Raw genomic sequence first — 26,397 nt, forward strand, 5'->3', positions numbered from 1 at the left:
GCGACACCGAAAGAACCGGCGCCGGAGCACCCTTGCGGCGCCTGCAACTCACAACCCGGTCTGCAAGGCTGCTGAAAGCTTGTCTCTCTATATTCAGCAGCCGCCGCAGACGGATAACCGGGACCACCCGGAGACACGCCTGATGAGCGAGCTTTTTTACAACGCCGTGCCTAACGCGACCCGTGTCGCACCGCCCTTGGCCGAACCGCGCCAGTACCCCAGCGAGAAACCGTCGCGGGTCTACCTGTTCGGCACCTGTGTGGTCGACCTGTTCTATCCCGAAGCCGGGATGGATGCGATTCACCTGCTCGAGCGCGAAGGCATTCGCGTGGAGTACCCGCAAGGGCAAAGCTGCTGCGGACAACCGGCCTACACCTCGGGTTACACCGAGCAGGCGCGCACCGTGGCCCGCTCGCAACTGGCGCTGTTCGCCGGCGACTATCCGGTGGTGGTGCCGTCGGGTTCCTGCGCGGGCATGCTGCGCGAGCACTACGCGGACTTGTTCAAGGATGAGCCGCAAACCTTGAAGCAGGTGCAGGCCCTGGCCGAACGCACCTACGAGCTGGCTGAGTTCCTGTTGCACGTATGCAAGGTGCAGCTCAAGGACAGTGGCGAGCCGATCAAGGTGGCGCTGCACACCTCCTGCTCGGCACGGCGCGAGATGAATACCCACCTGCACGGTCGTGAGCTGCTGGCACAACTGGGCAACGTGGAGCGGGTAGAACACGACCACGAAAGCGAATGCTGTGGCTTTGGCGGGACTTTCAGCGTCCGAATGCCGGACATCTCCGGCGCGATGGTCGCGGACAAGACCCGCGCGCTGAAGGAATCCGGCGCCCACCAGGTGCTGAGCGCCGACTGCGGCTGCTTGATGAACATCAACGGTTCGCTGGAGAAACAACGGGAAGCGCTGCGCGGCCAACACCTGGCCAGCTTCCTCTGGCAGCGTACCGGAGGTGCCGCATGAGCACCCCGGAGCTTATTCCGACCCTGACCGTGTCGGACGATTTTCGCACCCGGGCCCACCAGGCCCTGGGTGACCGACAACTGCGAAACAACTTTCGCAGCGCCATGGATTCCCTCATGGCCAAACGTGCGGCGTCGTTCAGCGATGCCCACGAGCGCGAACACCTGCGGGCCCTGGGCAATGCGATCAAGGCCCGTGCGTTATCCAAGCTGCCCGACCTGCTCGAGCAGCTTGAACAGAACCTGACCCGCAACGGTGTGACAGTGCACTGGGCGGAAACGGTGGACGAGGCCAATGGCATCGTCCTCTCGATCATCCGGGCTCACGAGGCGCGGCAAGTGATCAAGGGCAAATCGATGGTCAGCGAAGAGATGGAGATGAACCATGTCCTCGCTGAACAAGGCATTGAATGCCTTGAGTCGGACATGGGCGAGTTCATCGTCCAGCTCGACCACGAGAAGCCTTCACACATAATCATGCCGGCGATCCACAAGAACGCCGGTCAGGTCGCGTCCTTGTTCCACGACAAACTTGGCGTGGAGTACACCAAGGACGTTGACCAACTCATTCAGATCGGTCGCAGGGTCCTGCGGCAGAAATTCTTCGAAGCGGACATCGGCGTCTCCGGCGTCAACTTCGCCGTGGCCGAGACCGGCACGCTGCTGCTGGTGGAAAACGAAGGCAACGGCCGCATGTCGACCACGGTGCCGCCCGTGCACATCGCCGTCACCGGCATCGAGAAGGTCGTCGAGAACCTGCGCGACGTGGTGCCGCTGCTGTCGCTGCTGACCCGCTCGGCGCTGGGCCAGCCGATCACCACCTACGTCAACATGATCTCCGGCCCGCGCAAGGAGCATGAGCTGGATGGCCCGCAGCAAGTGCACCTGGTGCTGCTCGACAACGGTCGCAGCCAGGCCTTTGCCGACAGCGAATTGCGCCAGACCCTGAACTGCATCCGCTGCGGCGCCTGCATGAACCATTGCCCGGTCTACACCCGCATCGGCGGCCACGCCTACGGCGAGGTCTACCCCGGCCCCATCGGCAAGATCATCACCCCGCACATGGTCGGCCTGGCCAAGGTGCCGGACCATCCGAGCGCATCTTCGTTGTGTGGCGCCTGCGGCGAAGTGTGTCCGGTGAAGATCCCGATCCCGAGCCTACTGCGCCGCCTGCGCGAAGAGAACGTCAAGGCTCCGGACAGCCCCCATCAGGTGATGCGCGGCCAGGGCAGCAAGTACTCGCGCAAGGAACGTTTTATCTGGAACGCCTGGGCCAGGCTCAACAGTTCGCCCACGCTGTATCGCCTGTTCAGCCTGGCGGCCACCCGCCTGCGCGCGCTGACCCCGAGCAACGTCGGCCCCTGGACGCAAAACCACAGCGCACCGAAACCCGCCGCCCGGTCCTTGCATGACCTGGCCCGCGAGCATCTGGCCAAACAGGGAGAACGTCGATGAGCGCCAAACAGAACATCCTCGGCAAGCTGCGCAGCAGCCTGACTGGCACCACGCCGATTGTGGATAACTTCGATGAGGCCCTGGTCACCGAGCCTTATACCTACACACCGGAACAACGCATCCCGCAGCTGCGCAAGCAGATGGAAGCGGTGCACACCGAGATTCATCAGACCACCGCCCAGGACTGGCCGGCGCTGCTCGCCCGCCTGCTGGGCGAACGCCAATTGCCGAGCCTGCTGATCGCACCGACCACGCCCCACGGCCGGCGCGTCAGCCAATACTGGGCCGAGCATCCCGGGTTACCGGCGTTGAAGGCCTACGATCGGCCCGTCGAGGAATGGAAAGCCGAGCTGTTCAACGACACCCCGGCCAGCCTCACCACTACCCTCGGCGCCATCGCTGCCACCGGCAGCCTGATCCTCTGGCCGACCCGCGAAGAACCGCGGCTGATGAGCCTGGTGCCGCCGGTGCATTTCGCCCTGCTCAAGGCCAGCGAGATCCGCGACAACTTCTATCAGGTCCAGCAGGAATACGCCTGGGCCCAGGGCATGCCGACCAACGCGCTGCTGGTGTCCGGGCCGTCGAAGACCGCCGATATCGAGCAGGTCCTGGCGTACGGCGCCCACGGCCCGAAAGACCTGGTGGTGCTGATTCTGGAGGACCAATGAGTCTACCGGTGGCTTTTCTGCGTGATACCCAACAACTAATCCCCCAGGAGCGGCGTTTCGACGATCCGCTCTCCACCCTGGCCTTCGGCACCGATGCAAGTTTTTATCGGCTGATTCCGCAACTGGTGATCCGCGTCGAGTCCGAAGACGAAGTGGTGGCCCTGCTCAAGCTGGCCCAGCGCGACCGCGTACCGGTGACCTTTCGCGCCGCCGGCACCAGCCTGTCGGGACAGGCCATCAGCGATTCGGTGCTGCTGGTGCTCGGCGATAACTGGAATGGCCGCGAGATCCGCGACCAGGGCCAGCAGATCCGTCTGCAACCGGGGGTAATCGGCGCCCAGGCCAACGTCTGGCTGGCGCCGTTCGGGCGCAAGATCGGTCCCGACCCAGCCTCGATCAACGCCTGCAAGATCGGCGGCATCGTCGCCAACAATGCCAGCGGCATGTGCTGCGGCACCGCGCAAAACACCTACCACACCCTGGCCGGCCTGCGCCTGGTGTTGGCCGACGGCACTCGCCTGGACACCGAAGATACCGCCAGCGTCGCGGCCTTCCGCAGCAGCCACGGCGAACTGCTGGAACGCCTGGCCAGCCTCGGCCGCGAGACCCGCGCCAACAGTGAACTGGCGGCGAAGATCCGCCACAAATATCGCCTGAAAAACACCACCGGCCTGTCCCTCAACGCCCTGGTGGATTTCGATGAGCCGCTGGACATCCTCAGCCACCTGCTGGTGGGCTCCGAAGGCACCCTGGGCTTTATCAGCGCGGTGACCTACGACACGGTGATCGACCACCCACACAAAGCCTCGGCGCTGATCGTCTTCCCGAATGTGGAAACCTGCTGCAACGCGGTAACCGTGCTGAAAAACCAGCCGGTGTCCGCCGTGGAACTGCTGGACCGCCGCAGCCTGCGCTCGGTGCAGGACAAACCCGGGATGCCGGCCTTCGTCCAGCAACTGTCCGCCAATGCCTGTGCGCTGCTGATCGAGTCCCGCGCCGCGTCTTCCGCGCTGCTGCAGGAACAACTGGCGCAGATCATGGCGTCCCTCGCCTCCTTCCCGGTGGAGAAGCAGGTCGACTTCACCGAAGACCCGAAGGAAAACGCCAAGCTCTGGGCGATCCGCAAGGACACCTTTCCCGCCGTCGGCGCGGTGCGCAAGACCGGCACCACGGTGATCATCGAAGACGTGACCTTCCCGGTGGAACAGCTGGCCATCGGCGTCAACCGCCTGATCGCGCTGTTCGACAAACACCGCTACGACGAAGCGATCCTGTTCGGCCATGCGCTGGAGGGCAACCTGCATTTCGTCTTCACCCAGGGCTTCAACAGCGCCGAGGAAGTCGCGCGTTACCAGGCCTTCATGGATGACGTGGCGCAACTGGTGGCGGTGGAGTTCGGCGGCTCGCTCAAGGCCGAGCACGGCACCGGGCGCAACATGGCGCCCTTCGTCGAACTGGAATGGGGCAGCGATGCCTACCAGTTGATGTGGCAACTCAAGCGCCTGCTCGACCCCAACGGCATCCTCAATCCGGACGTGGTGCTCAGCGAAGACCCGCAGATCCACCTCAAGCACCTCAAGCCGCTGCCGGCGGCCGACGAGATTGTGGATAAGTGCATCGAATGCGGCTTCTGCGAACCGGTGTGCCCGTCCAAGGGGCTGACCCTGAGCCCGCGCCAGCGCATCGTGATCTGGCGCGATATCCAGGCCCGCAAGCGCGCCGGTATCGACACCACGGAACTGGAAGCGGCCTATCAATACCAGGGCATCGACACCTGCGCCGCCACCGGCCTGTGCGCCCAGCGCTGCCCGGTGGGCATCAACACTGGCGAGCTGGTGAAGAAGCTGCGCAGCCGGCACGCCACGCACACCCAGGCGGCCGATTGGCTCGGCTCGCACTTCGCCACCACCCTGCAGGGCGCGCGGCTCACCCTGCACGTGGCCAACGGCGCGCGGATGCTGCTGGGGGCACCACGCCTGGCCAGGGTTTCGGCGGCACTGACCAGGCTGTCCAAGGGCCAGGTGCCGCAATGGACCAGCGCCATGCCACAGCCGGAACGGGCCATTCGGTTCAGCCCGGCCGTCAGCGATCAGCGGCCACGGGTGGTCTACCTGGCGGCCTGTGTGTCGCGGGTCATGGGCCCGGCGGCCGGGGACAAGGAGCAAAGCTCGCTCTACGACAAGACCCGCGGCCTGCTGGAAAAAGCCGGTTACCAGGTGGTGATCCCGGACAACGTCGAAAGCCTGTGCTGCGGCCAGCCGTTCGCCTCCAAGGGCTACGCGGAACAGGCCGAGCACAAGCGCCAGGAACTGATCGGCGCCCTGCTCCACGCCAGCCGCGGTGGCCTCGATCCGATCTACTGCGACACCAGCCCCTGCACCCTGCGCCTGGTGCAGGACCTGGGCGACGTGCGCCTGGACCTGTACGACCCGGTGCGCTTCATCCGCACCCACCTGATGGACAAGCTCGAGTTCACCCCTCAGGAAGCGCCGGTCGCCGTGCATGTCACCTGCAGCACCCAGCACCTGGGCGAAAGCCAGGCGCTGATCGACCTGGCGCGGCGTTGCAGCAACAATGTGGTGATCCCGGAAGGCATCCATTGCTGCGGCTTCGCCGGCGATAAAGGTTTCACCACACCAGAGCTCAACGCTCACTCCCTGCGTAGCCTCAAGGACGCGGTACAGCACTGCAGCGAAGGCATCTCCACCAGCCGCACCTGTGAAATCGGCCTGAGCCAGCATGGCGGGATCGATTATCACGGGCTGGTCTATCTGGTGGACCGGGTGACCCGGGCTAGAACGGCTTGATCGGCATGTACCCACTGTAGGAGCGAGCTTGCTCGCTCCTACACAGGCATTAGGTGTTTCGCCCCTTTTTACGCCCGCAGGTTCAGTGGTCGCGACCCTGGGCAGAAAAATAGAACCCTGGCGAACCACCGCAGTCCACCAATCAAGCCCCCGAAAACGGGAGCTTCCTGAAACCCGGCAGTTCGTACTGATGGCCAGCAGTGCTTGGCCCTTCAGTTCAAGGAGACGCCCATGAAACGCTCTGTACTGTTAGGCCTGTTCGTCACCGCTTCGGTCCTGGCTTCCCCCGGCTTCGCCGGGAACCAGGAAGACCTGTGCCAGGTGAACCTGCAAACCATCCGTGATGCACGGACCACCATCCAGGCCGCGGACCTGCAGGCCAACATCGACGCCACTGTGCAACAAGCCCAGGCGGCCCAGGCGAAAAACACCGAGGAAGGCACCAAGGAATGCATCGCCCTGACCACCCGCGCGATCCAGACCATCCAGAACAGCACCAAGGGTGAAGGCGGCGGCTAACAGGCCCCGCCTTCGGGATGGCCTTGCGGGCCATTTTGGCGTAGACTGTACAAACCTGCTGGTAATGCACAGCAGGTTCGGGGCCGTTTAGGATTCGACGCCGGTTGCGAAACTTTAGGTGCATGCCGAGTTGGTAACAGAACTCGTAAATCCACTGTTGCAACTTCCTATAGTTGCCAATGACGAAACCTACGGGGAATACGCTCTCGCTGCGTAAGCGGCGCTAGCCTTCCTTCTGGTACCTTCGGGTCCAGCAATCATCAGGGGATGTCTGTAAACCCGAAATGATTGTCATACAGAACAGAATCGCCGTGCAGTACGTTGTGGACGAAGCGGCTAAAACTTACACAACTCGCCCAAAGCACCCTGCCCGTCGGGTCGCTGAGGGTTAACTCAATAGACACGGCTACGCATGTAGTACCGACAGCGGAGTACTGGCGGACGGGGGTTCAAATCCCCCCGGCTCCACCACTTCAACATCTAAAGACGTCCACGGACGTCTTTTTTTGTGCCGGAAACTCAATAAAATCAAGGGCTTCAGCGCTTCTGAGGTTTTTTGGCATCCGCAGAGTTCTGACCGTTCAGGTATTCCAAGTGGTATTCCAGTCCCTCCGGGGTTAATCTCTGGAATACCAAAACAGCGCCTGAGGTAGATCTCATGCCTGCTCCAGCCCTCCGCCTCTCGGACCGACAACTCAAGGGAGTCAAACCGGCGTCCAAGGATTACGTCCTCACCGACGGCGACGGTTTGCAGCTCCGCGTACGCAGCAACGGCTCGTTGCTGTGGAATTTCAATTACCGCGAACCGGTGACCAAAAAACGCATCAACATGGGCTTCGGGACCTACCCCGAGCTGTCACTAGCGAATGCACGAAAGAAGGCTGTCGAAGCGCGCGAACTGCTCGCGCAAGGCATCGACCCCAAAGTGCAGCGCAACATGCTAAATGAAGCCAGACGAGCCGAAACTGAACACACCTTCGAGAACGTCGCTCTCGCCTGGTTCGAGCTCAAGAAAGACTCGGTCACCCCAGCCTACGCCGAAGACATTTGGCGCTCGCTCACGCTGCACGTGCTGCCGAGTATGAGGATCACGCCACTGGTGAAGATCACTGCCCCGATGGTGATCGAGCTGCTTCGCCCGCTCGAAGCCAAAGGCAGCTTGGAAACGGTGAAACGCTTGACCCAGCGGCTCAACGAGATCATGACCTACGGCGTTAACTCCGGGCTGATCTTCGCCAACCCGCTCAGTGGCATTCGCGCAGTTTTCAAAAAGCCCAAGAAAGAAAACATGGCCGCGCTTCCGCCCGAAGAGCTTCCCGAGCTAATGATGGAAATCGCCAACGCCAGTATCAAGCGCATCACCCGCTGCCTGCTCGAATGGCAACTGCACACCATGACCCGCCCCGCCGAAGCGGCCACCACTCGATGGGCCGATATCGACTTCGATAAAGCGTTATGGGTGATCCCCGCCGAGCGCATGAAGAAGCGCCGCCCCCACGCGGTCCCCCTCACCGAGCAGGCGCTCGCACTGCTTGCCACGGTTAGGCCGCACAGCGGCAATCGTGAATATGTGTTTCCCTCTGACCGCAACCCCCGCACCCACGCCAATAGCCAGACCGCGAATATGGCGCTCAAGAGGATGGGCTTCCAAGACCGCCTGGTCAGCCACGGTCTGCGCTCGATGGCCAGCACCATTCTTAACGAGCATGGCTGGGACCCCGAGCTGATCGAGGTCGCGCTGGCGCATGTGGACAAGGATGAAGTGCGCAGTGCGTACAACCGTGCGGATTATATCGAGCGCCGACGGCCGATGATGGCGTGGTGGAGTGAATACATTCAGAAAGCGGCGACGGGCAACCTTTCGGCAACCGCGATCAACGTGACGCGTGATCGCATCGTGGTGCCGATCCGGTAGCGCTGCGGCATCGGTGGCAGAAAGCGCGCCGTCAGACTCACTGACGGCAGTGGCCAACTCACTTTGCTCTAAGCCTCTCCGGCCCAGCCCCTGGGTATGGGGAGGCTTCGCATCCCCATACCCAGGGGCTAACACTATAAAAGCGACGAGCGGCCGCGCCGCTACTGAATGCCACCGATTTCCACTCCACGCCAACGCTTTCAATTGGCGCAATTCCAGGCGCGTTTCGCCATTGACCCATACCCCCAACGCCATTAAAACGAAGCTTCCAAACGCTGCCGTTGGCAGCACCCCAGATGGCCAGAGCCTTCAAGGTCATGCCGCTAACGCGGTGGCTCAACCTAAGTACGATTCGCGTCCGGCAGCTCGTACGGTCACTACCCACGTGATGGATGCCTACTTCACTTCGTTGCCCATGCGGCAACCACCCTACCCTCTTGCTGCCTTGTAGCAACCCATTCGCATGGCCATTTCATATGCGCCATCCCTTTGCCCGTCTCTTTCTAAGGAAAGAGACGGGCGCACATACCACCGCTGCCGGCAAGGTAATACGTAGCTTTGCTGCAATCCTCCTCGTGACAATCGGCGTGACAAACGCCGAAGCCACCTACAACAACGATGTAGATGATGGTGCCACAGACCTTAACTGGACTGCACCTGGCTGACAGCCAGGCACGCCCCTGTCATCGCGTCGTTGCCTTCACCCGACTCAGGATCTCGCGGCGCTGGTTTCGTCAGCCAACGCAGCCTCCACCCGCCCACCGGTTTCGGTGCTCAGGGGGCCAGATCATGAGATGCCCAAGCTCTTGGCCGTAAGGAGCCACCAGTCCCGCGTAAGTGGACATCCCCACAGGCCGCAGGGGCCTTGATCCCTGATAACACTCAGCATTCTTGGCGGGATGATGTGGGGCGAAGACCTGGTGAATTAGGCGAGGTAACCGAAATGGTATTAGTAGGCAGGCGAGAAGGCCGCAATTTTGGCTACGGCAGGCAATTGAGCTACGCAGGGCCGCAGGCGCTGAAAGACATGTTCGGCGGAGGCCACTACGGCACGGTCAAGGCGCACTCTGATCGGTGGTTGGCATTCGTGAAGTGGTGTCGGTCTGAAGCGGGGCCCGGGGTCAATGATGCGCGGCAGATTGATCGCGAGGTGTTGTCGGATTATGCCGCATACCTTCGCGGCCTGGTTGAGCACGGCGACCTAGCAATCAGCACTGCACAAAACCGGCTATCCAGCGTTAACCGAACCATGGCAGCGCTTCGCGGTGATCAATATGTAAAATTGCCAAGTCCGAGCAAGGCCTTGGGTATGCAGCGCACCGGGGTACGTCAATCGGCGCCGCAAGGCCAAGACCGCGAACAGGTACAGCAGATCGTCGAGATGCTTTGTAGCCGTGGTCAGATGCGAGCAGCAGCGATAGTTCAGTTGACGCGAGCCACGGGGATGCGTTTGCGCGAGGCCATCCTGGCTGACCTGCCACGGCTGAGCCGTGAAGCCGCGCTCTACGGCAAAATCAATATTCAGGATGGCACAAAAGGCGGCCGCGCCGGTGCATCTGCCCCCCGCTGGATTAAGGTGGATGACCATATTCGTGGCGCACTTAGATTTGCGTTGCAAGTATCCCCCACAGATAGCCGCAACCTGATTGCTCCAAACGAGAGCTATCTGAACGTTCTGCAGGAAATAGCACAGCCAGCGAGAGAGGTCCTGAAAGCACACGACCTCAAAGGCTTTCACGAACTTCGGGCGGCGTTTGCATGTGAGCGCTATGAACAGATCACACATCACCGTGCGCCTGTAAATGGTGGTCAGTGCTACGCCATAGACCGGCGCCTAGATCTTGAGGCTCGCATGCAGATCAGCGATGAGCTGGGGCATGGACGGATTGAAGTGGTCGCTGCCTACATAGGGGGGAGGGTATGACTAAGGCGTTTGATATGGAGTTGTTCTTGAGTGCCGTGCTGACAGGATCGCATGCGACGCGGCACCGGCATTTGCGGCAGGCGAGAATCATCCAATCTGAAATCGCAAAACGCTGGCAGCGATCAACTCCTTGGGCCTGGCAGCGAAAGCATTTGGTTTGGTTTCTTGAACATTTCCTCACCGGCCGCAGTGAGGCAACACAGTATTACTATTTGCTTACTGTCCAACTGCTCGCACGACGCCTGGAAAGGCCATGGGTTTTTAAGCGTTGAGTGGAGCTCCCGTTCCTAACCATCGGTAATCGCCACCGCCTCGGAAAATCATGGCGTCAACGCGCCTATAAGCAACCTCCTCAGTGCTGAGGAAATCATGACTTTTAAACGTCAGCCCGATTATGCGCAAGTCGCGCCGCATACAAGCGTAACATCTCGCCCTCGGCCAGAAGCTGGTCACGCTGGACCGACGGCGTATGGTTATACACGCACCACGCTTCGTCTGGCATTATGCCTTTATAGCGCCACCACTCTCGGGATGGCTGGTGACGAACTCAAGGGATGGAACATGGCAGAGAACAGCAACTTCGCCTTTTTCAAAGAACACGATCCGGTTTTTTTCCAACTTGCCAATGCGGCCGAGCGAGTATTTTCCAGTGACCCCAACACGACGCTGATCAAACTGCGCCAGTTGGGCGAAGCGCTCGCCCAGGATCTGGCGGTAAGAGCAGGCATTGACTTCGACGCCACCACTTCCCAAGCTGATCTGCTGTTCCGCCTGAGTCGTGAAATCCAGCTCGACGGTAACATCCGTAACCTATTCCATACGCTGCGCATCGAAGGCAATAAGGCTACCCATGAATTCCGCACCCAGCATCGTGAGGCACTGGACGGGCTGAGGGTCGCCCGCGCCTTGGCGATCTGGTATCACCAGTCATTTGGCACGGGCGGCAACATCTTTAAGCCTGGGCCTTTCATGGTTCCGGCCGATCCGAGTGAGCCTCTACGTGAGCTGCAGGGGCAGATCGAAAAACTTCGCGCAGAGCTGGGCGACAGTCGCCAGCAATTGGAGAACAACCACCAATTAGCCGAGCTACTGGCGCAAGAAAAGCATGAGCAAGCCAGTCTTGTTGGGCAGATGAACGAGGAAGCCCGCGTCTACGAGCAGATTGCCCTTGAACGCGAGGCAGAACTATCGAAGGCCCGAGTCGATTTCGAGGCGCGGCTGAAAGTGCTGCAACAACAGCTTGAAGATCAGCCGCAAGCTGCCCAGCAGGTCACGCGTAAAACTCAGCAGGCAAGCAGCCAGTTCGACCTCAATGAAGACCTCACCCGTATTCTCATCGATCAACAGTTGAACGATGCCGGCTGGGAAGCCGATTCGCTCGATCTTACCTACAGCAAGGGCGCTCGGCCCGAAAAGGGCAAGAACAAGGCCATCGCCGAATGGCCAACCAGCAAGCCGAAAGAAAACGCTGATTACGTGCTGTTCGCCGGCCTAATCCCAGTCGCCATCGTCGAAGCCAAGCGCAAGCGTGTCAACATAGCGGACCGCATTCCCCAAGCCGAGCGCTATTCACGCCAACTGATCGTTACCGACAATCTGCAACCGGCCGGGCAGAACACGGGCTGGGCGGATGGCCAGGGCGGCCACTTCAAAGTCCCGTTTGCCTTTGCCTGCAATGGCCGGCCCTTCATTAAGCAGCTCGCTGAGCTTTCTGGCATCTGGTTTCGTGACTTGCGCAGCCCGGCCAACCTGCGCCGGCCGCTGCAGGACTTCCACACGCCGGGCGGCCTACTCGACCTGCTCAAACGCAGCCGTGAGGACGCCGAGGCGAAACTACAGCAGGAAGGCTTCGCCTATCTCAAGCTGCGTGACTATCAGGAAAACGCCATCCGCGCCGTCGAACAGGCCCTAGCCGCCAATCGCCGCAACTGTCTGCTGGCCATGGCGACCGGAACCGGCAAAACGCGCACTATCATTGGCTTGATGTACCGCCTGCTGAAGGCCGAACGCTTTCGCCGTATTCTTTTCCTGGTCGATCGCAGCGCCTTGGGGGAACAGGCCATCGAAGCCTTCAATGAGGCGACGCTGGAACAGAACCACACGCTGGCACAGATCTACGACGTCAAAGAACTAGGTGACATGGCTGCCGAAGCTGAAACACGGGTTCAGGTCGCCACTGTGCAGGCCATGGTCAAGCGCATCTTCCAGTCGGACACTCCGCCGCCCATCGATGCCTTCGACTGCATCATCGTCGACGAAGCCCACCGCGGTTACACCCTCGATCAGGAAATGACTGAAGGCGAGCTGACAGTGCGCGACTTCAACCAGTATCTATCGCAGTATCGTCGCGTGCTCGACTATTTCGACGCCTGCCGCGTCGGGCTCACCGCTACCCCAGCCAAGCACACCAGCGAGGTCTTCGGGGCTCCGATATACACCTACAGCTACCGTGAGGCCGTGGCTGACGACTGGCTGATTGACCACGAACCTCCAATCCGCTACCAAACCCTGCTGAGCCAGAATGGCATCCACTTTGCCAAGGGCGAGAGCGTCAGCGTCATCGATACGAGCACCGGCGAGGTAGATGTCGCCGAGCTCGAGGACGAACTCGACTTTGAAATCGAGTCCTTCAATCGTCGCGTGATTACACCCGGTTTCGACAAGGTCATCTGCGAGCAACTGGCACAAGAGCTCGACCCATCGGGCGACGAAAAAACGATGATCTTTTGCGTTAACCAAGCCCATGCCGAGCGAGTCAAAAACCTTCTCGACGAAGCCTTCAAGGACGTTCACGGCGAGGATTACAACCAGGCAGCTGTACAGATCATCACCAGGCAAAGTGACAAGGTCAAACAACTGATCCGCCAGTACAAGAACGAGCGCTACCCGAGCATTGCCATCACGGTCGACCTGTTGACCACCGGTATCGACGTACCACGCATTTGCCACTTGGTGTTCATGCGCCGGGTGCGTTCGCGCATTCTCTACGAACAGATGAAGGGCCGCGCGACTCGCCGCTGCGATGAAATCGGCAAGACGGTATTCAGAATCTACGATCCGGTTGATCTGTACGCTGCCCTCGAGCCAGTAGATACAATGAAGCCGCTAGTGAAAGACCCAAGCATAAGCCTCGAACAGCTGGTCAGCGAGCTAAGCAACCCAGCCAGCCTCGATGCTCCTGGTAACCAGCCAGACACTAGTCATGCCCACGACGTCCTGGACCAGCTCAGCCAGCGGATCATGCGTATTCTGCGCAAGGCCAGCCATAAGGCCGAGCAAAAGCCAACCCTAAAGGCCAAGCTCGCCGAACTGGAGAACACCTGGGGCGTAGTCCCGGACAAACTGCATCAGCACCTGCACCAGCTCGGCCCACAGCAAGCTGCCCAGTTCATCCAACAGCATGCCCAACTGCTCGATCAGCTCGCCACGGTTAATGCCCTGCTGGGATCGCTGAACTACCCGGTGATCTCCACTCACACGGACGAACTGATGGTCCGTGAGCAGAACTACGGCGATTACCAAAAGCCCGCGGACTATCTGGAAAGCTTCAACGACTTCATTAAGAATCAGTTGAACCAGTCAGTGGCCCTCGGCGTAGTGGTCAGCCGCCCGCAAGACCTGACTCGTGAACAATTGCGCGAAGTGCGCCTGCTGCTCGACGGGCATGGCTACAGTGAGGTGAACCTGCAAAGCGCCTGGCGCAACCAAACCAACCAGGAAATCGCTGCCAGTATCGTGGGCTTCATCCGCCGCGCCGCCCTCGGAGAGGCTTTGTTACCATTCGAGCAGCGCGTAACCAAGGCGATGGAGACGATTTATACCCTGCAGCCTTGGACTCAAATTCAGCGTAAGTGGCTTGACCGCCTGGCCAAGCAACTGGTGCACGAGGTCGTTATTGACAAGAAGCAGATTGGTGAGGCGTTCAAGAGCGATGGCGGCAGCACGCGGCTGGACAAGATGCTCGGCGGCAACCTGAGCGTGGTACTGGACGCCCTGAATGACAACCTGTGGGCACAGACGGGATGAGGCCGATCCTGAACGCTGGGTTGGCCACCGTACTCGTTCATGAGGGATAATGCCCTCCTATTGCACGAGTTATCGACTGCAACACCTAGAGACGCTTAATGACCCTTGCCGAGCTTCATCAGATCCTTGACCGTGGTGAGGACAGCCGCCATCAGTTCAAGCGCGATTTCAGCAATATCGATGCCTTGGCAGCCGAGTTGGTGGCGTTCGCCAATACGTCCGGTGGCTACTTGCTGATTGGCGTAGACGACTCCGGCGCGGTGAGCGGGTTGAGTAGCGCTGACATTTCGCGACTCAATCAGCTGCTCTCCAACGCGGCCTCACAGAATGTCCGCCCGGCGATCAATCCATTGTCCAGCAACCTTCAGACCGAGCACGGGCTGGTCATGGTGGTGACAGTCGAACAAGGGCTGAATAAACCCTATGTCGACAACCAGGGTCGCATCTGGGTAAAGAACGGCGCCGACAAGCGTCGGGTCACGGCCCGTGAAGAACTGCAGCGGTTGTTCCAGCAGGCCGGACTGGTGTGCGCCGATGCGGTACCGGTCGCGGGCAGCAGCGTGGCGGATATCGACGCCAAAGCGCTTGGCGAGTACTTCCAAAGACGCTTTCGGCAGAACCCCGAACAGACAGGTTTGGAAACCACCCGCATCCTGGAAAATCTTGGCCTCGCCAGTGGCGACACACCCAATTTGGCCGGTTTGCTGCTCTTCTGCCAAACGCCACAACGCCTGTGCCCGGCGTTCGATATCAAGGCCGTGGCGTTTCCGGGCACGGTTCTGCATGACCGCCACTATCTAGACAGCGAAGATATCGACGGCAATCTGCAGGAACAGTACCGACGCAGCCTTGCCTTCATAAAGCGCAACCTACACCACGTGCAGCGTCAGCAGGGCTTCAATACCCTCGGCCAGCTGGAAGTGCCGGAGGAGGTGTTTGAAGAACTGCTGGTCAATGCCCTGATCCACCGCGACTACTTTGTCAGCGCCTCCATCCGGATCATGATCTTCGCCGATCGCATCGAACTGATCAGCCCCGGGCACCTGCCTGACGTGCTCGATACCGAGAAAATTCGATTCGGCCTGTCCAACCGTCGTAACCCGACGCTCACCTCCCATGCTGTGCACATTCTCCCCTATCGCGGTTTGGGCACCGGCATCCCGCGCGCTATCGATGCTTGGCCAATGATCCGGCTGGAGGACGACCGGCAGAGTAATCAGTTCAAGGTGGTGATTCAGCGCGCCGTTGAAAAAGGGCCTCTTTCGGGCCCAAGTGGGGACCAAGTAGGGACTAAGTCGGGACCAAGTAGGGACCAAGTAGGGACTGAGTCCGCTGTCGAAGGAGAACAAGCCGAAACTCGCCTGTCTTTACAGCAAGAGCAGATAACGCTGCTGTACAAGATGACAGGCGATCACACTGCGCCAGAGCTGATGACGTTCGTCGGGCGCAGCAACCGCAGCAAATTCCGCGAGCAGGTATTGGCCCCACTACTGGCGCTTGGCGTGGTCGAGATGACCATTCCAGACAAACCTAATAGCAGCAAGCAACGCTATCGTCTGACCGCAGCTGGCCGAGAGCTAAAGGCTGAACAACGCTCCCCAGACGACTGAACCCGGACAACCACGCTTTTGCGCCAGCACAATCCGGCGCTTTGCACATTTTCGCCACAGGTACCCCATGACCAACTCCGATATCGTCCAGAAACTCTGGAACCTCTGCGACGTCCTGCGCGACGATGGCATCAACTACAGCGACTACGTCACCGAGCTCGTGCTTCTGCTGTTCATCAAGATGGAATACGAACAGGTGCAGAATAACGACAGCTTCGGCCACAAGCTGCCCGAAGGCTCGCGCTGGCCAGACCTGGCTGGCAAGTCCGGCGTTAACCTGCTCGATCACTACCGGCAGATGCTGCTGGACCTTGGCAAAAACCCGGACCCGCTGATTGCCGCCATCTACGCGGATGCTCAGACTCGTCTCAAGGAACCGCGCCATCTAGAGCAACTGATCAAGAGCCTCGACGGTATCGACTGGTTCAGCGCCCGCCAAGACGGCCTCGGTGATCTTTATGAAGGCCTGCTGGAAAAAAACGCCAGCGAGACCAAATCCGGCGCCGGCCAGTACTTCACCCCGCGTCCGCTGATCGACAGCATCATCCGCTGCATCAAGCCACAGCCGGGCGAGACCATACAAGACCCGGCCGCCGGCACTGCGGGCTTTTTGATCGCTGCTGACGCTTACATCAAAAGCCAAACCGACGATTACTATGACCTTAACGCCAAAGACCAGGCCTTCCAGCGCAACCGCGCCTTTGTTGGCGTAGAGCTGGTGCCCGGCACTCGCCGTCTGGCGCTAATGAACACACTGCTGCATGGCATGGAAGGCGACGAAGAAGGCGTGGTGCACCTGGGCAACGCCCTGGGTCAGACCGGGGCCAATTTGCCCAAGGTTGACGTCATCCTTTCCAACCCACCGTTCGGCACCGCCAAGGGTGGCGGTGGCCCGACTCGTGATGACCTCACGTACCGCACCAGTAACAAGCAGTTGGCCTTTCTCCAACACATCTATCGTGGCCTCAAGCCGGGCGGCCGCGCCGCCGTGGTGCTGCCGGATAACGTGCTGTTCGAGGCCGGCGTTGGCACCGACGTGCGTCGCGACCTGATGGACAAGTGTAACCTGCACACCATCCTGCGCCTGCCTACTGGCATCTTCTACGCACAGGGGGTGAAGACTAACGTTTTGCTCTTCCAGAAGGGTACTGCCGACAACCCTCGGCAGGAACAAGCCTGTACCCGACGCGTATGGATATACGACTTGCGCAGTAACATGCCTAGTTTTGGAAAACGCACGCCGTTCGGCGCTGGTCACCTTAAACCCTTTGAAGACGCCTACGGGGAAGATCCAAACGGAAGTAGCCCACGAGCTGAAAACGTCGAAGGCATAGGGGAACTCAGCCGCTTCCGCGTATTTTCACGTGAGCAGATCAAACAACGCGACGACTCATTGGATATCAGCTGGCTCAAGGATGCCGACACCCTAGACGCCGCCGAGCTACCCGCTCCGGAAGTACTAGCAGGTGAAGCCATGGCCGAATTGACCGAGGCTCTACATGAGTTGGAAGAGCTTATGAAAGCACTGGGGGCAGGCGATGAAGTGGCCGCCCAGAAGCAGTTGATGGCGGAAGTGATGGGGTTGACGGTGGCTAAGGAGGTTGGGGATGAATGAGCTGCCGAGTGCCTGGGCCGACTGTTTGCTCGAAGACTTGCTTGGCCAATTAGAAAATGGAAAAGTCCTCCAGCAGGGGTGGAGTCCTCAGTGTGACAGCGTTCCTGCCGCTGAAGGTGAATGGGGCGTTCTTAAAACAACTGCCATTCAAGATGGCTATTTTCTTGAAACAGAAAATAAAAAACTTCCATCATCACTAAATCCAAAATCTGAGCTTGAAGTTAAAGCTGGCGACCTGCTGATGACTTGTGCCGGGCCTCGCTCAAGATGTGGCGTTATCTGTCATATCGAGAACACACGAGAAAAGCTAATTTTCTCTGGAAAAATCTATCGATTTCGTCCAAATGAAAATTTTGTAGCACCAAAATTCTTGACCCATTTGCTCAGGACTTCCGAGCTGAAAGAAAAAATAGACGGAATAAAGACAGGGATAAGTGAAAGTGGCATGAACATGACCCGCGACCGCTTCTTTTCACTTCCAGTGCGATTAGCGCCGCTCAACGAACAAATCCAGATTGCTAAAAAACTCGACGAGCTGCTGGCCCGGGTCGATACCCTGAAAGCCCGTATCGACAGCATCCCCGCGCTGCTTAAGCGCTTCCGCCAATCCGTCCTCGCCGCTGCAGTTTCCGGGAAATTAACAGAAGAATGGCGCTTGAAGATAGCTTCTGCCGATCAGCGAGATCATAGCGCCTATCTCGAGGTCCCCCTAGATTCGCTCGCTGACTTTCAAAACGGATTCGCCTTCAAAAGTGATTGGTTTTCAAAAACTGGGGATATTCAGGTCGCCAAGATTGGAAATGTTAGAAACGGAAAAGTAGACTTGAGTAACTCCCCAGCATTTGTTTCCTATACGGTCGGCTCTGAATACCAGCGCTTTATGACCTTAGAGGGTGACATCCTTCTATCGATGACAGGCACAAGATACAAAAGAGACTATGGCAATGCATGCGGTGCTCCTGCCGGGATTCTTGTAAATCAAAGGGTAGGTAAATTACGACCGCAGAGGGACAAGGTAGATGGCCGTTTTTTGTTGCTGTGCCTGCAAACTGCAAGGTTTCGCGAGCAATTTTTCTCCGGTGAAACTGGTCAAGTGAGTCAAGGCAACGTCGGCTCAGAGCACATCAAAAAGTGTCTTATCCCAAGTCCCCCAATTGAAGAGCAGGCTGAAATAGCCTGCCGGACTACACAACTCTTCGCCTTTGCCGAGCAGGTGGAAGCGAAAGTTGTCTTGGCTAAAAGCCGCGTCGACCACTTGGCCCAGAGCATTCTGGCTAAAGCCTTCCGAGGCGAACTGGTGCCACAAGATCCGAACGACGAACCCGCCAGCGTGCTATTGGAGCGCATCAAGACCCAACGCGCCACCGCGCCCAAAGCCAGGCGTGGGCGCCCGGCCACTCAGTTAAGCTAAGCCATACAAGGAAGAAAACGAACCATGCCTGTCCCGACCTACGACCAGTTCATCGAGCCCATCCTGCGTTTTCTCTCTGCCCATCCGGAAGGCTCCACTGCGGGCGAGGCCCACGAAGCGGCCGCCGTCACGCTTGGCCTCAGCGAGGCACAGCGGCAGGAGACCATCGCCAGTGGCCAGGCCACCTACAAAAACCGTTCGGGCTGGGCGCATGACCGGTTAAAGCGCGCCGGTTATTCCAGCAGCGCAAAGCGTGGCTACTGGCAGCTGACCGACACCGGCCGCGCATTCGCTCAGGCCAACCCTGCCCCGTTGAGCGCAGAACAGGTCGAGCATCTAGCTGTGAACTTCATGAGCGTGAAGCTGAAGACAGCGCCGGATGCCGCCTCGCTGGATGAAAGCAACGACACGTCAACGCCGATTGCCCAGACCGACCTCGCCACTAGCAGCCCGCAGGAGCGCTTGAACCAAGCCATCCTCGAGCTGCGTACCAGCGTCGCGGGCGACCTGCTGGACAGCCTGCTGCAAGCGAGCCCGACGCGCTTCGAGCACATCGTACTCGATGTGCTGCACAGCTTGGGCTACGGCGCGAATCGTCAGGCGCTGCAACAAGTCGGCGGCAGTGGCGACGGCGGCATTGACGGCGTGATCTCACTGGACGCGCTGGGGCTGGAAAAAGTCTACGTGCAGGCCAAACGCTGGCAGAGCACCGTCGGCCGCCCCGACCTGCAAGCGTTTTATGGCGCCCTGGCCGGGCAGAAAGCCAAACGCGGTGTATTCATCACCACTTCCGGCTTCACGGCCCAGGCCGTTGACTTCGCACGATCGGTCGAGGGGCTGGTACTGGTCGATGGCAAACGCCTAGTCAATCTGATGCTCGACCACGATGTGGGCATTAGCTCGCAGATTTACAAGGTCCCCAGGCTCGACAGCGATTACTTTGACGAATCACTCGGCTGAGCCGACGTTGCAGCCCAAATACCTGAGCGCAGCTGGGTGTCGCTCCTACGTACCTTAAAATCAGGAATGAACGTAGTTATCAAAAGCCGTCGGCTACACTTCGATCTCGAATCCTGATAGAGGCTGAGCTCAACAAGCATCATCCATGGGAAGCCAGATTACGCAGCATTCCAAGTGGTATTCCAAGCAATTTGACCAATCAACTATTAGTCAATAAAAGCAGCTTTCTACAGGCTTATTTCAGATTACCCCGGCCCACCAAACGAAGCACCAACAAAGCCCGCCTTGTGCGGGCTTTGTTGTTTCTGGCCTTAACGTTCCGCCACCATCACCAACCGCACCCTCCCCGCACTCACAGTGCCGAGCCTTCCTTCCCCTGAAGCAGCGTTAAGTCTCTTTCTATTGTGCGAACTTTCCTAGAAACTCCTAGCCGCTTGCGCCTGGTGTACCCGCTGGCTAGCCTCGTTCTGTCACTGCAAATTCAGTGACCGGGTTTAGCAGCTCGACGTGTAACTAGGCGCATGGCGCCCCCATTACGTGGTGCTTTTTTGGCTCCGTTTTATGGCGGCCGTGCGCAGGGCACCTTCGGGTGCGCCGGGGTCCTAGTCACCGGTCTGCTAACCTGCAAACGGCCGCCACCCTATCGTTTAGCAGCGACGGTGATGGCTCCTATCTCTGTACTAGGAGTTACACCATGAAAAAGCTCGTCCCCGATCCTCCCCGTAGTGCTACCCACCGCGTCAGAAACCTCGAACACGATCTGGCCAATCAGCACATCAGGCAGAAGCTTTCAGTTCAGCCTGCTGATGTGTCTCTGATTCAGTCGCTCAAAAAAACCGTCAGTATCCCGGTGAGTCGCGACTCCTTGTTCTCGGTTCGGGAAGGCGTCAACGCCGAAGAAGCACTGCTCCATGTCTCCCTGCTGCTGAAAAGCGCCGAGGAGGTTTCCGATGAAATCACCGAGCGCGGCAGTGGCATCGAGCGCGGTTTGATCTGGTCTATGGTGCACTCGGTGGAGATGGCGCGGGCCGTGGTAGACGCCTTGCTCGATGGCAGTCGCCACACGCCATCGCTGAAGTAGAACGCCCCGCGAACGCACAGCGCGGCAGCATGACCTGCCGCGCTGTTCCTTAATGACATCACCTGCGCATGTGGAAAACAGACACGGCCTGAACCGGCCTGGAATGCTGGGCGCATTCGAATTCAACGCCCCCGCCAAACACTCAAAACAGCACCTTCAAATCCACCCCCTCCGCCATCCCCCTATTCCCCGCATCCCCCGGATGCAGGTGATCGCCCGAATCCATAAGTGGCAACAACCGAGTCGGATACCGCGGATCGCGGGTCATCCGATCAAAATCAATCACCGCATCGAATGCCTGGCCGGTGCGTATCCATTGGTTGAGCGCCTGGCGCAGTTGTTCCTTTTGTGGGCTGTGGTAGTGCTCGATGATGCTGCCTTCCAGGGCGCCTTCGAAGGGCAATAGCGTGGTGCCGATGATGCGCAGGTTGTGGCGATGCGCCTGGTCGATCAGTTGTCGATAGCCGGCGATCAGCTCGTCCAGTGTAGGCAAGGGTGCGTTGGGCGCGAAGGCGGTGCCGGGCCAGCTGATGTCGTTGATCCCCAGCATCAGCACCACGCTTTTCACGCCGGGTTTGCTCAGCACGTCGCGCTCGAAACGTGCCCGTGCGCTGGCGCCCATGCCGTCTTCGAGCAGGCGCGCGCCGGATATGCCGCCGTTGAGCACGGCGATGTTCTCGGCGGCCAGGCGTTGGGCGAGGAAGTCCGGCCAGCGGCGGTTGCTGTCCAGGGTCGAGCCGTTGCCGTCGGTAATGGAGTCGCCGAGCACCACCAGCGCCCGGCTGTCGGGCGCGGCGTCCACCAGGATGTCGCTGAGGAACAGCCGCGCTTCCACTTGCCGCTCACCCGCTAACTGCTGAGTGTCGACGTGGTTGCCCGCAGCGATAAACGCGGTTTGCTTGCCGTCCCAGTGGAAGGTGGTCAGCGGCGTGGGTTGCGGCAGGTATAGCGAGACCAGCAGTTCGCCGAGGGCCGGCATCGCCAACGCGACCGGGTCGCTGGTGCGGGTCTCGCCCGGCGCGATGCTGACTTGCGGCGCGCCGCCAAACGTCAGGGCCTGCCCGGAGCCTGCGCGAACGGAAGCCGCGCCCTCCATCGCAGCGACCCGCGCCGCGCCAATCCGCAGCGGCTGCTGGCCGTATTCGTTGGACACCACCACCCGCACCCGGCTGCCACCGACGCTGACGCGCAGCTTCTGCTGGATGGTGCTGTCGGCCAAGGTTTCGGGAATCCGCGTGGGCAGCGGCAGCTCGTTGCCCCAGGTCGGTTGCGGGCTGGCCATCCAGGTGGTGAGCCAGTTGTCCTGGGCCAGGACCGGGCCTGCGGCGAGCAGGGTCGTGACTATCAGCGGCAGGGAAAAGCTTGAGTGCAGAGCTTTCATCCAGGTAGCTCCTTGAGGCCATAAGGCTGAGGCGAGCCAGATTGCTCCATTCGAAATAACCGTGATAGAAGGCATAACTTCATACAGCCCATTCCGATATCGAATACCCATGGACAGTCTCAAAGCGATGCACTGTTTCGTCCGCGCCGTCGAGCTGGGCAGCCTGTCGTCGGCCGCCCGGGAACTGGGCAGCACCCAGCCTACCGTCAGCAAGCTGGTAGCGGCCCTGGAAAAACAGCTGGGCACCCGCCTGCTCACCCGCGGTACCAGTGGGCTGACACCCACCGAACAGGGCAAGCGCTTCTACGAACGGGCGAAAGCCGTGCTGGAGGAATACAGCGAAGCGGTGGCCGAGGTGCGCGGCCTGACCGAACGCCCCGAGGGCGTGCTGCGGGTCAATGTGCCGGTGAGCCTGGGCGTGCTGCACCTCAATGCCTTGCTGCTGGCGTTCATGGCGCAATACCCGGACATCGAGGTGGAACTGAATCTCAACGATCGCTTCGTCGACCTCACCGAGGAGAACGTCGACCTGGCCCTGCGCCTGGGCGGTGACTTGCCGCCCAACGCCATCGCCCGGCGCATCGCCACGTCGCCGCGCTACCTGGTGGCGGCCCCGGAGTACCTGCGCCAGCATGCACCCTTGAACAACCCGGCCGACCTGGGCGAGCACAACTTCCTGCGCTTCGCCTGGCTGGCGGCGGGCGACCGCCTGGAGCTGAGCGGCCCGAGCGGCGAGAAGGTCAGCGTCACCCCCCAAGGGCGCTACCGGAGCAACAGCTCGTTGGCCATCCGTGACGGCGTGCTGCAGGGCGCCGGGCTCTGTGTCACCCCGGCCTGGCTGGTCAGCGACCTGCTGGACAGCGGGCAACTGGTGCGGGTCCTGCCCGACTGGAGCGGGCCAGCCAACGAGGCGTTCCTGATCTACCCCGAGCGCCGCTACCGGCCCCTGCGCGTGCGTTTGCTCATGGAGTACCTGGCCGAGCGGGTGGCGCGGTTGCCGGGCTTCATTCCCTGAACCCAGGGCCAGCGCGTTGCCTGCCATGGACACGATCAATGGCCATTACGATCCCCTTTTGGCCAACCCCGTGCTGTGAATCCCAGGGGCCGTCGGCAAGAATCGAACCCGGACCACTGACTCGATGGCCCAGGCTGTCACCAGAACCGCCCTTGTGAACCTTGACCCTCTTTGTCCTTTGCCTTTCAAGGACCGCCTGCCGCGTACAGAACATAAAAACCATCGCCACGCTGGGGAAACCATTCATGGCCACTATGAAACGCATACTGAGTGCCACCGTTTGTGGGCTGTCGCTGCTGGCCGGCGCGGCACAGGCCGAGCAGCGTGAGCTGCGGGTGTACAACTGGGCCGACTACATCCTGCCGTCGGTGCCCAAGGACTTCGCCAAGAACAGCGGCATCAAGGTCACCTGGGACACCTTCGACACCAACGAATCCCTCGAAGCCAAGCTGCTGACCGGCAACTCGGGCTACGACCTGGTGGTGCCGTCGAACCAGTTCCTCGACACCCAGATCAAGGCCGGGGTGTTCCAGAAGCTCGACAAGTCCAAGCTGCCCAACTGGAAGCACCAGGACCCCGAGCTGCTCAAGCTGCTGGACCGCAACGACCCGGGCAACCAGTACGGCGTGCCCTACATGTACGGTACGGTGCTGATCGGCTTCAACCCTGCCAAGGTCAAGGCCGCGCTGGGCGACAACGCGCCGGTGGACAGCTGGGACCTGGTGTTCAAGCCGGAGAACATGGAGAAGCTCAAGTCCTGCGGCGTGGCCATGCTCGACTCGCCGTCGGAAATCCTGCCGCTGGCCCTGCATTACCTGGGCCTGGATCCCAACAGCCAGAACCCGCAGGACTATGAAAAAGCCAAGGAACTGATGCTGAAAGTCCGCCCCTATGTCACCTACTTCAACTCGGCCAAATACATGACCGATATCGCCAACGGCGACATCTGCGTGGCCATCGGCTATTCCGGCAGCTTCTACCAGTTCGGCAATCGCGCCAAAGAGGCTGGCAACGGCGTGGTGGTGGACTGGCGCCTGCCCAAGGAAGGCGCGCCGATCTGGTTCGACACCTTCGCCATTCCCAAGAGCGCGAAGAATGTCGCCGAGGCCCATGAGTTCCTCAACACCCTGCTGGACCCGAAAGTCATCGCGCCCATCAGTGATTTCCTCGGTTACCCGAACGCCAACAAGGATTCGATTGCGTTGATCAACAAGGAGATCACCGGCAATACCGACCTGACGCCAACCCCCGAAGCCCTGAAGAAGCTCTATGTGGTGCAGCCGCTGCCGCAAAAGCTGGAGCGCGTGCGGACGCGAGTCTGGACCAGCATCAAGTCGGATAAATAATCCGCCCTCAGGCAGCCCCGCCCTGGGGTTGCCTGGCCTTCACTTCAGCTCGAACACCAGACAGGGATTGCCGTTCAAGCGCCCCTCGAACACCGGGGTCGCCTGCTCCAGGGCCGTTCCCGCCAGCAATGCCCGATCCTTGCGCGCCAGGATCACCCAGGCCGGACGTGGCAACGACGCCAGCGGCGCCAGATCGTCCTTGCCGATAAACCGCGGCTGCTCGTCGTGGTCCAGGTTCATCATGTAGCGCACCGCCCAAGTGTCTTTGCCCAGGTTGAGAAACACCAGGGTGCCGCGGTCCTCCCCACGCAGTTGCTCGACCTGGTCGACAAAACCCCGGGTGGCGAATTGCAGATCCTTGGCCGGCTCGATCACCTTCACCAGCAGCCACCACTGCGCCGCCAGGGCCAACAAGCTGAGCAGCACCAGGCGCCGCCCGGGCGCATTGCGAGTGGTTTGCCAGACATGCAGCGCCAGCACCTGCAGGCCGAAAAACACCGCCATCATCAGCGGCAATGACAGCGCCGGCCAGTAACCATGCTTCTGCCAACTGTGGCGGCAGACCAGCAGCGCCACGGCGCACAAGCCCGGCAACAGCGCCACCAGGCCGAGATAAAACCAGCGCCCCCTGAGCAGCCAGCGCTGCGGGTGGAGCAGGCCGTATGCCGCGACCGCCGCGAACATCGGCACCATGGGCAGGATGTAATAGGCACGCTTGAAGTGCGGCACCGACAAGCCGAGCAGGATCATCAGCCCGCAGGCACCCAGGCGCGCCAGCAGTTGCAGCGTGTCGTCGGAGTGCCGCATGGACCATTGCCGGCGCAGGACGAACAGTGTCGCCAGCGCCAGCGGCACCACCGGGAAGTACCGGTAGAGGCTGAGCTGAAAGTAGAAATACAGCGGCTCGCCGCTTTCATCGAGGCGCCCGCCCACCTGCATCTGGTAGACCTGCCGGGCGAAGGCTTCGCCGCCACTGAACTGCGCCAGTTGCATCAACGCCCACCAGCAGGCAGCCAGCAGGATCAGGCCGATCAGCCCATGGGCGAGCACCTTGCTCAACAGCCGCCAGCCGTCACCCGGTGCCCGGCAAGTACTCAATGCCCAGTAGGTACAGGCCACGCCGCAGACCTCGATCAACCCCAGGGGACCGCGGATGGCGAAGGCGATGACGAACAGCGGAAAAATCGCGTACTGGCGCCATTTGGAACCCAGCTGCTCGCCGCTGTGCAGCAGGTAAAAACAGCCCAGGCACAGCAACGAGACCATCTGGTCCAGGCATACCGAGCGCGACTTCTCCAGCCACTGGGTGGTCAGCGCCGTGAGCAGCACCGCCAGCAGCGCCCAGGTACGGTCGAACGGCGCCAGCAGGCGGTACAGCAACGCCAGCACCCCGGCCGAGGCCAGCGCCGTGGGCAAGATATTGGCCAATTCGTTAGGGGTGCCGAACAGCTGGGCAAAGCCATAGCTGAATAAGGTAGCGGTGCCCGGATAGTCCGGATAAGGCTCGCCATAGGTGGTGGGAAACAGGCTCGCGCCGTGGCGGAACATCTCCTGCAAGAACAACATCCAGCGCCCATCGAAGCCTTGCGCCGGCTGGTCCCAGATGCCCAGGGTGAACAGCAGCAGGCCCAACAGAAAGACGCCCAACATCTCGATGCGAATGCGGTGGTGGTCCATGGATGATCCGTCAGAAGGTGC

18 protein-coding genes and 1 other RNA gene are annotated in these 26,397 nt (G+C 60.4%); 17 read left to right on the forward strand and 2 right to left on the reverse strand.

The window, feature by feature from the left end; all coding sequences use genetic code 11:
- Positions 1 to 142: 142 nt before the first annotated feature.
- The 15 genes from CRO75_RS24150 (at position 143) to CRO75_RS24225 (ending at position 20,957) form a co-directional block, all read left to right on the forward strand.
- Entirely contained in the window at positions 143 to 967 is an 825-nt protein-coding gene (locus CRO75_RS24150) for a (Fe-S)-binding protein (protein ID WP_053259597.1), read from the forward strand.
- A complete protein-coding gene (locus CRO75_RS24155) occupies positions 964 to 2,421 on the forward strand; it encodes a LutB/LldF family L-lactate oxidation iron-sulfur protein (protein ID WP_097138673.1) in 1,458 nt (485 codons plus the stop codon). The genes CRO75_RS24150 and CRO75_RS24155 overlap by 4 nt, the downstream gene beginning before the upstream one ends.
- Positions 2,418 to 3,089 carry a lactate utilization protein gene (locus CRO75_RS24160; RefSeq protein WP_097138675.1) on the forward strand — a complete coding sequence of 224 codons (672 nt, stop codon included), beginning with the start codon at positions 2,418 to 2,420 and terminating at the stop codon, positions 3,087 to 3,089. Before CRO75_RS24155 ends, CRO75_RS24160 begins: the two co-directional genes overlap by 4 nt.
- Positions 3,086 to 5,896: an FAD-binding and (Fe-S)-binding domain-containing protein gene (locus CRO75_RS24165; protein ID WP_097138677.1), complete on the forward strand. Its 2,811-nt coding sequence runs from the start codon at positions 3,086 to 3,088 to the stop codon at positions 5,894 to 5,896. Before CRO75_RS24160 ends, CRO75_RS24165 begins: the two co-directional genes overlap by 4 nt.
- Positions 5,897 to 6,127: 231 nt before the next feature.
- On the forward strand, positions 6,128 to 6,415 hold the full coding sequence (locus CRO75_RS24170) for a hypothetical protein (RefSeq protein ID WP_009042107.1): 288 nt from the start codon (positions 6,128 to 6,130) through the stop codon (positions 6,413 to 6,415).
- A 79-nt stretch (positions 6,416 to 6,494) separates the two neighbouring features.
- Positions 6,495 to 6,886, forward strand: a transfer-messenger RNA (tmRNA) gene (gene ssrA / locus CRO75_RS24175).
- A 187-nt stretch (positions 6,887 to 7,073) separates the two neighbouring features.
- A complete protein-coding gene (locus tag CRO75_RS24180; RefSeq protein WP_097138679.1) occupies positions 7,074 to 8,330 on the forward strand; it encodes an integrase domain-containing protein in 1,257 nt (418 codons plus the stop codon).
- Positions 8,331 to 9,273: 943 nt separating this feature from the next.
- Positions 9,274 to 10,254: an integrase domain-containing protein gene (locus CRO75_RS24190; protein ID WP_097138681.1), complete on the forward strand. Its 981-nt coding sequence runs from the start codon at positions 9,274 to 9,276 to the stop codon at positions 10,252 to 10,254.
- On the forward strand, positions 10,251 to 10,526 hold the full coding sequence (locus CRO75_RS24195) for a hypothetical protein (RefSeq protein ID WP_081095874.1): 276 nt from the start codon (positions 10,251 to 10,253) through the stop codon (positions 10,524 to 10,526). The genes CRO75_RS24190 and CRO75_RS24195 overlap by 4 nt, the downstream gene beginning before the upstream one ends.
- A gap of 289 nt (positions 10,527 to 10,815) precedes the next feature.
- Positions 10,816 to 14,280 (forward strand): type I restriction-modification system endonuclease, encoded by a 3,465-nt coding sequence (hsdR, locus tag CRO75_RS24200; protein WP_097138683.1) that lies wholly within the window; start codon positions 10,816 to 10,818, stop codon positions 14,278 to 14,280.
- 98 nt (positions 14,281 to 14,378) lie between these two features.
- Positions 14,379 to 15,890 (forward strand): RNA-binding domain-containing protein, encoded by a 1,512-nt coding sequence (locus CRO75_RS24205; protein ID WP_097138685.1) that lies wholly within the window; start codon positions 14,379 to 14,381, stop codon positions 15,888 to 15,890.
- A 67-nt stretch (positions 15,891 to 15,957) separates the two neighbouring features.
- Positions 15,958 to 17,505 (forward strand): class I SAM-dependent DNA methyltransferase, encoded by a 1,548-nt coding sequence (locus CRO75_RS24210; protein ID WP_097138687.1) that lies wholly within the window; start codon positions 15,958 to 15,960, stop codon positions 17,503 to 17,505.
- Positions 17,498 to 18,916: a restriction endonuclease subunit S gene (locus tag CRO75_RS24215; RefSeq protein WP_097138689.1), complete on the forward strand. Its 1,419-nt coding sequence runs from the start codon at positions 17,498 to 17,500 to the stop codon at positions 18,914 to 18,916. The genes CRO75_RS24210 and CRO75_RS24215 overlap by 8 nt, the downstream gene beginning before the upstream one ends.
- 24 nt (positions 18,917 to 18,940) lie before the next feature.
- The gene (locus CRO75_RS24220; protein WP_097138691.1) at positions 18,941 to 19,876 is read left to right on the forward strand and encodes a restriction endonuclease; all 936 of its coding nucleotides are present in this window, start codon (positions 18,941 to 18,943) and stop codon (positions 19,874 to 19,876) included.
- A gap of 694 nt (positions 19,877 to 20,570) precedes the next feature.
- Positions 20,571 to 20,957, forward strand: coding sequence for a hypothetical protein (locus tag CRO75_RS24225; protein ID WP_097138693.1), 387 nt, complete (start codon positions 20,571 to 20,573; stop codon positions 20,955 to 20,957).
- 142 nt (positions 20,958 to 21,099) lie between these two features.
- Here the strand turns inward: CRO75_RS24225 and CRO75_RS24230 are convergent, their stop codons facing one another.
- The gene (locus CRO75_RS24230; protein WP_097138695.1) at positions 21,100 to 22,338 is read right to left on the reverse strand and encodes an SGNH/GDSL hydrolase family protein; all 1,239 of its coding nucleotides are present in this window, start codon (positions 22,336 to 22,338) and stop codon (positions 21,100 to 21,102) included.
- Between the two features lie 109 nt (positions 22,339 to 22,447).
- Here CRO75_RS24230 and CRO75_RS24235 point away from each other — a divergent pair, with 109 nt between their 5' ends.
- A complete protein-coding gene (locus CRO75_RS24235; protein ID WP_097138697.1) occupies positions 22,448 to 23,353 on the forward strand; it encodes a LysR family transcriptional regulator in 906 nt (301 codons plus the stop codon).
- 245 nt (positions 23,354 to 23,598) lie between these two features.
- A complete protein-coding gene (locus tag CRO75_RS24240; protein ID WP_097138699.1) occupies positions 23,599 to 24,699 on the forward strand; it encodes a polyamine ABC transporter substrate-binding protein in 1,101 nt (366 codons plus the stop codon).
- A 39-nt stretch (positions 24,700 to 24,738) separates the two neighbouring features.
- Here CRO75_RS24240 and CRO75_RS24245 read toward each other — a convergent pair whose 3' ends face one another.
- Positions 24,739 to 26,376, reverse strand: coding sequence for a glycosyltransferase family 39 protein (locus CRO75_RS24245; RefSeq protein ID WP_097138701.1), 1,638 nt, complete (start codon positions 26,374 to 26,376; stop codon positions 24,739 to 24,741).
- Positions 26,377 to 26,397 lie beyond the last annotated feature (21 nt).

It is taken from the genome of Pseudomonas sp. LAMO17WK12:I10, assembly GCF_900215185.1.
Classification (GTDB): domain Bacteria; phylum Pseudomonadota; class Gammaproteobacteria; order Pseudomonadales; family Pseudomonadaceae; genus Aquipseudomonas; species Aquipseudomonas chlororaphis.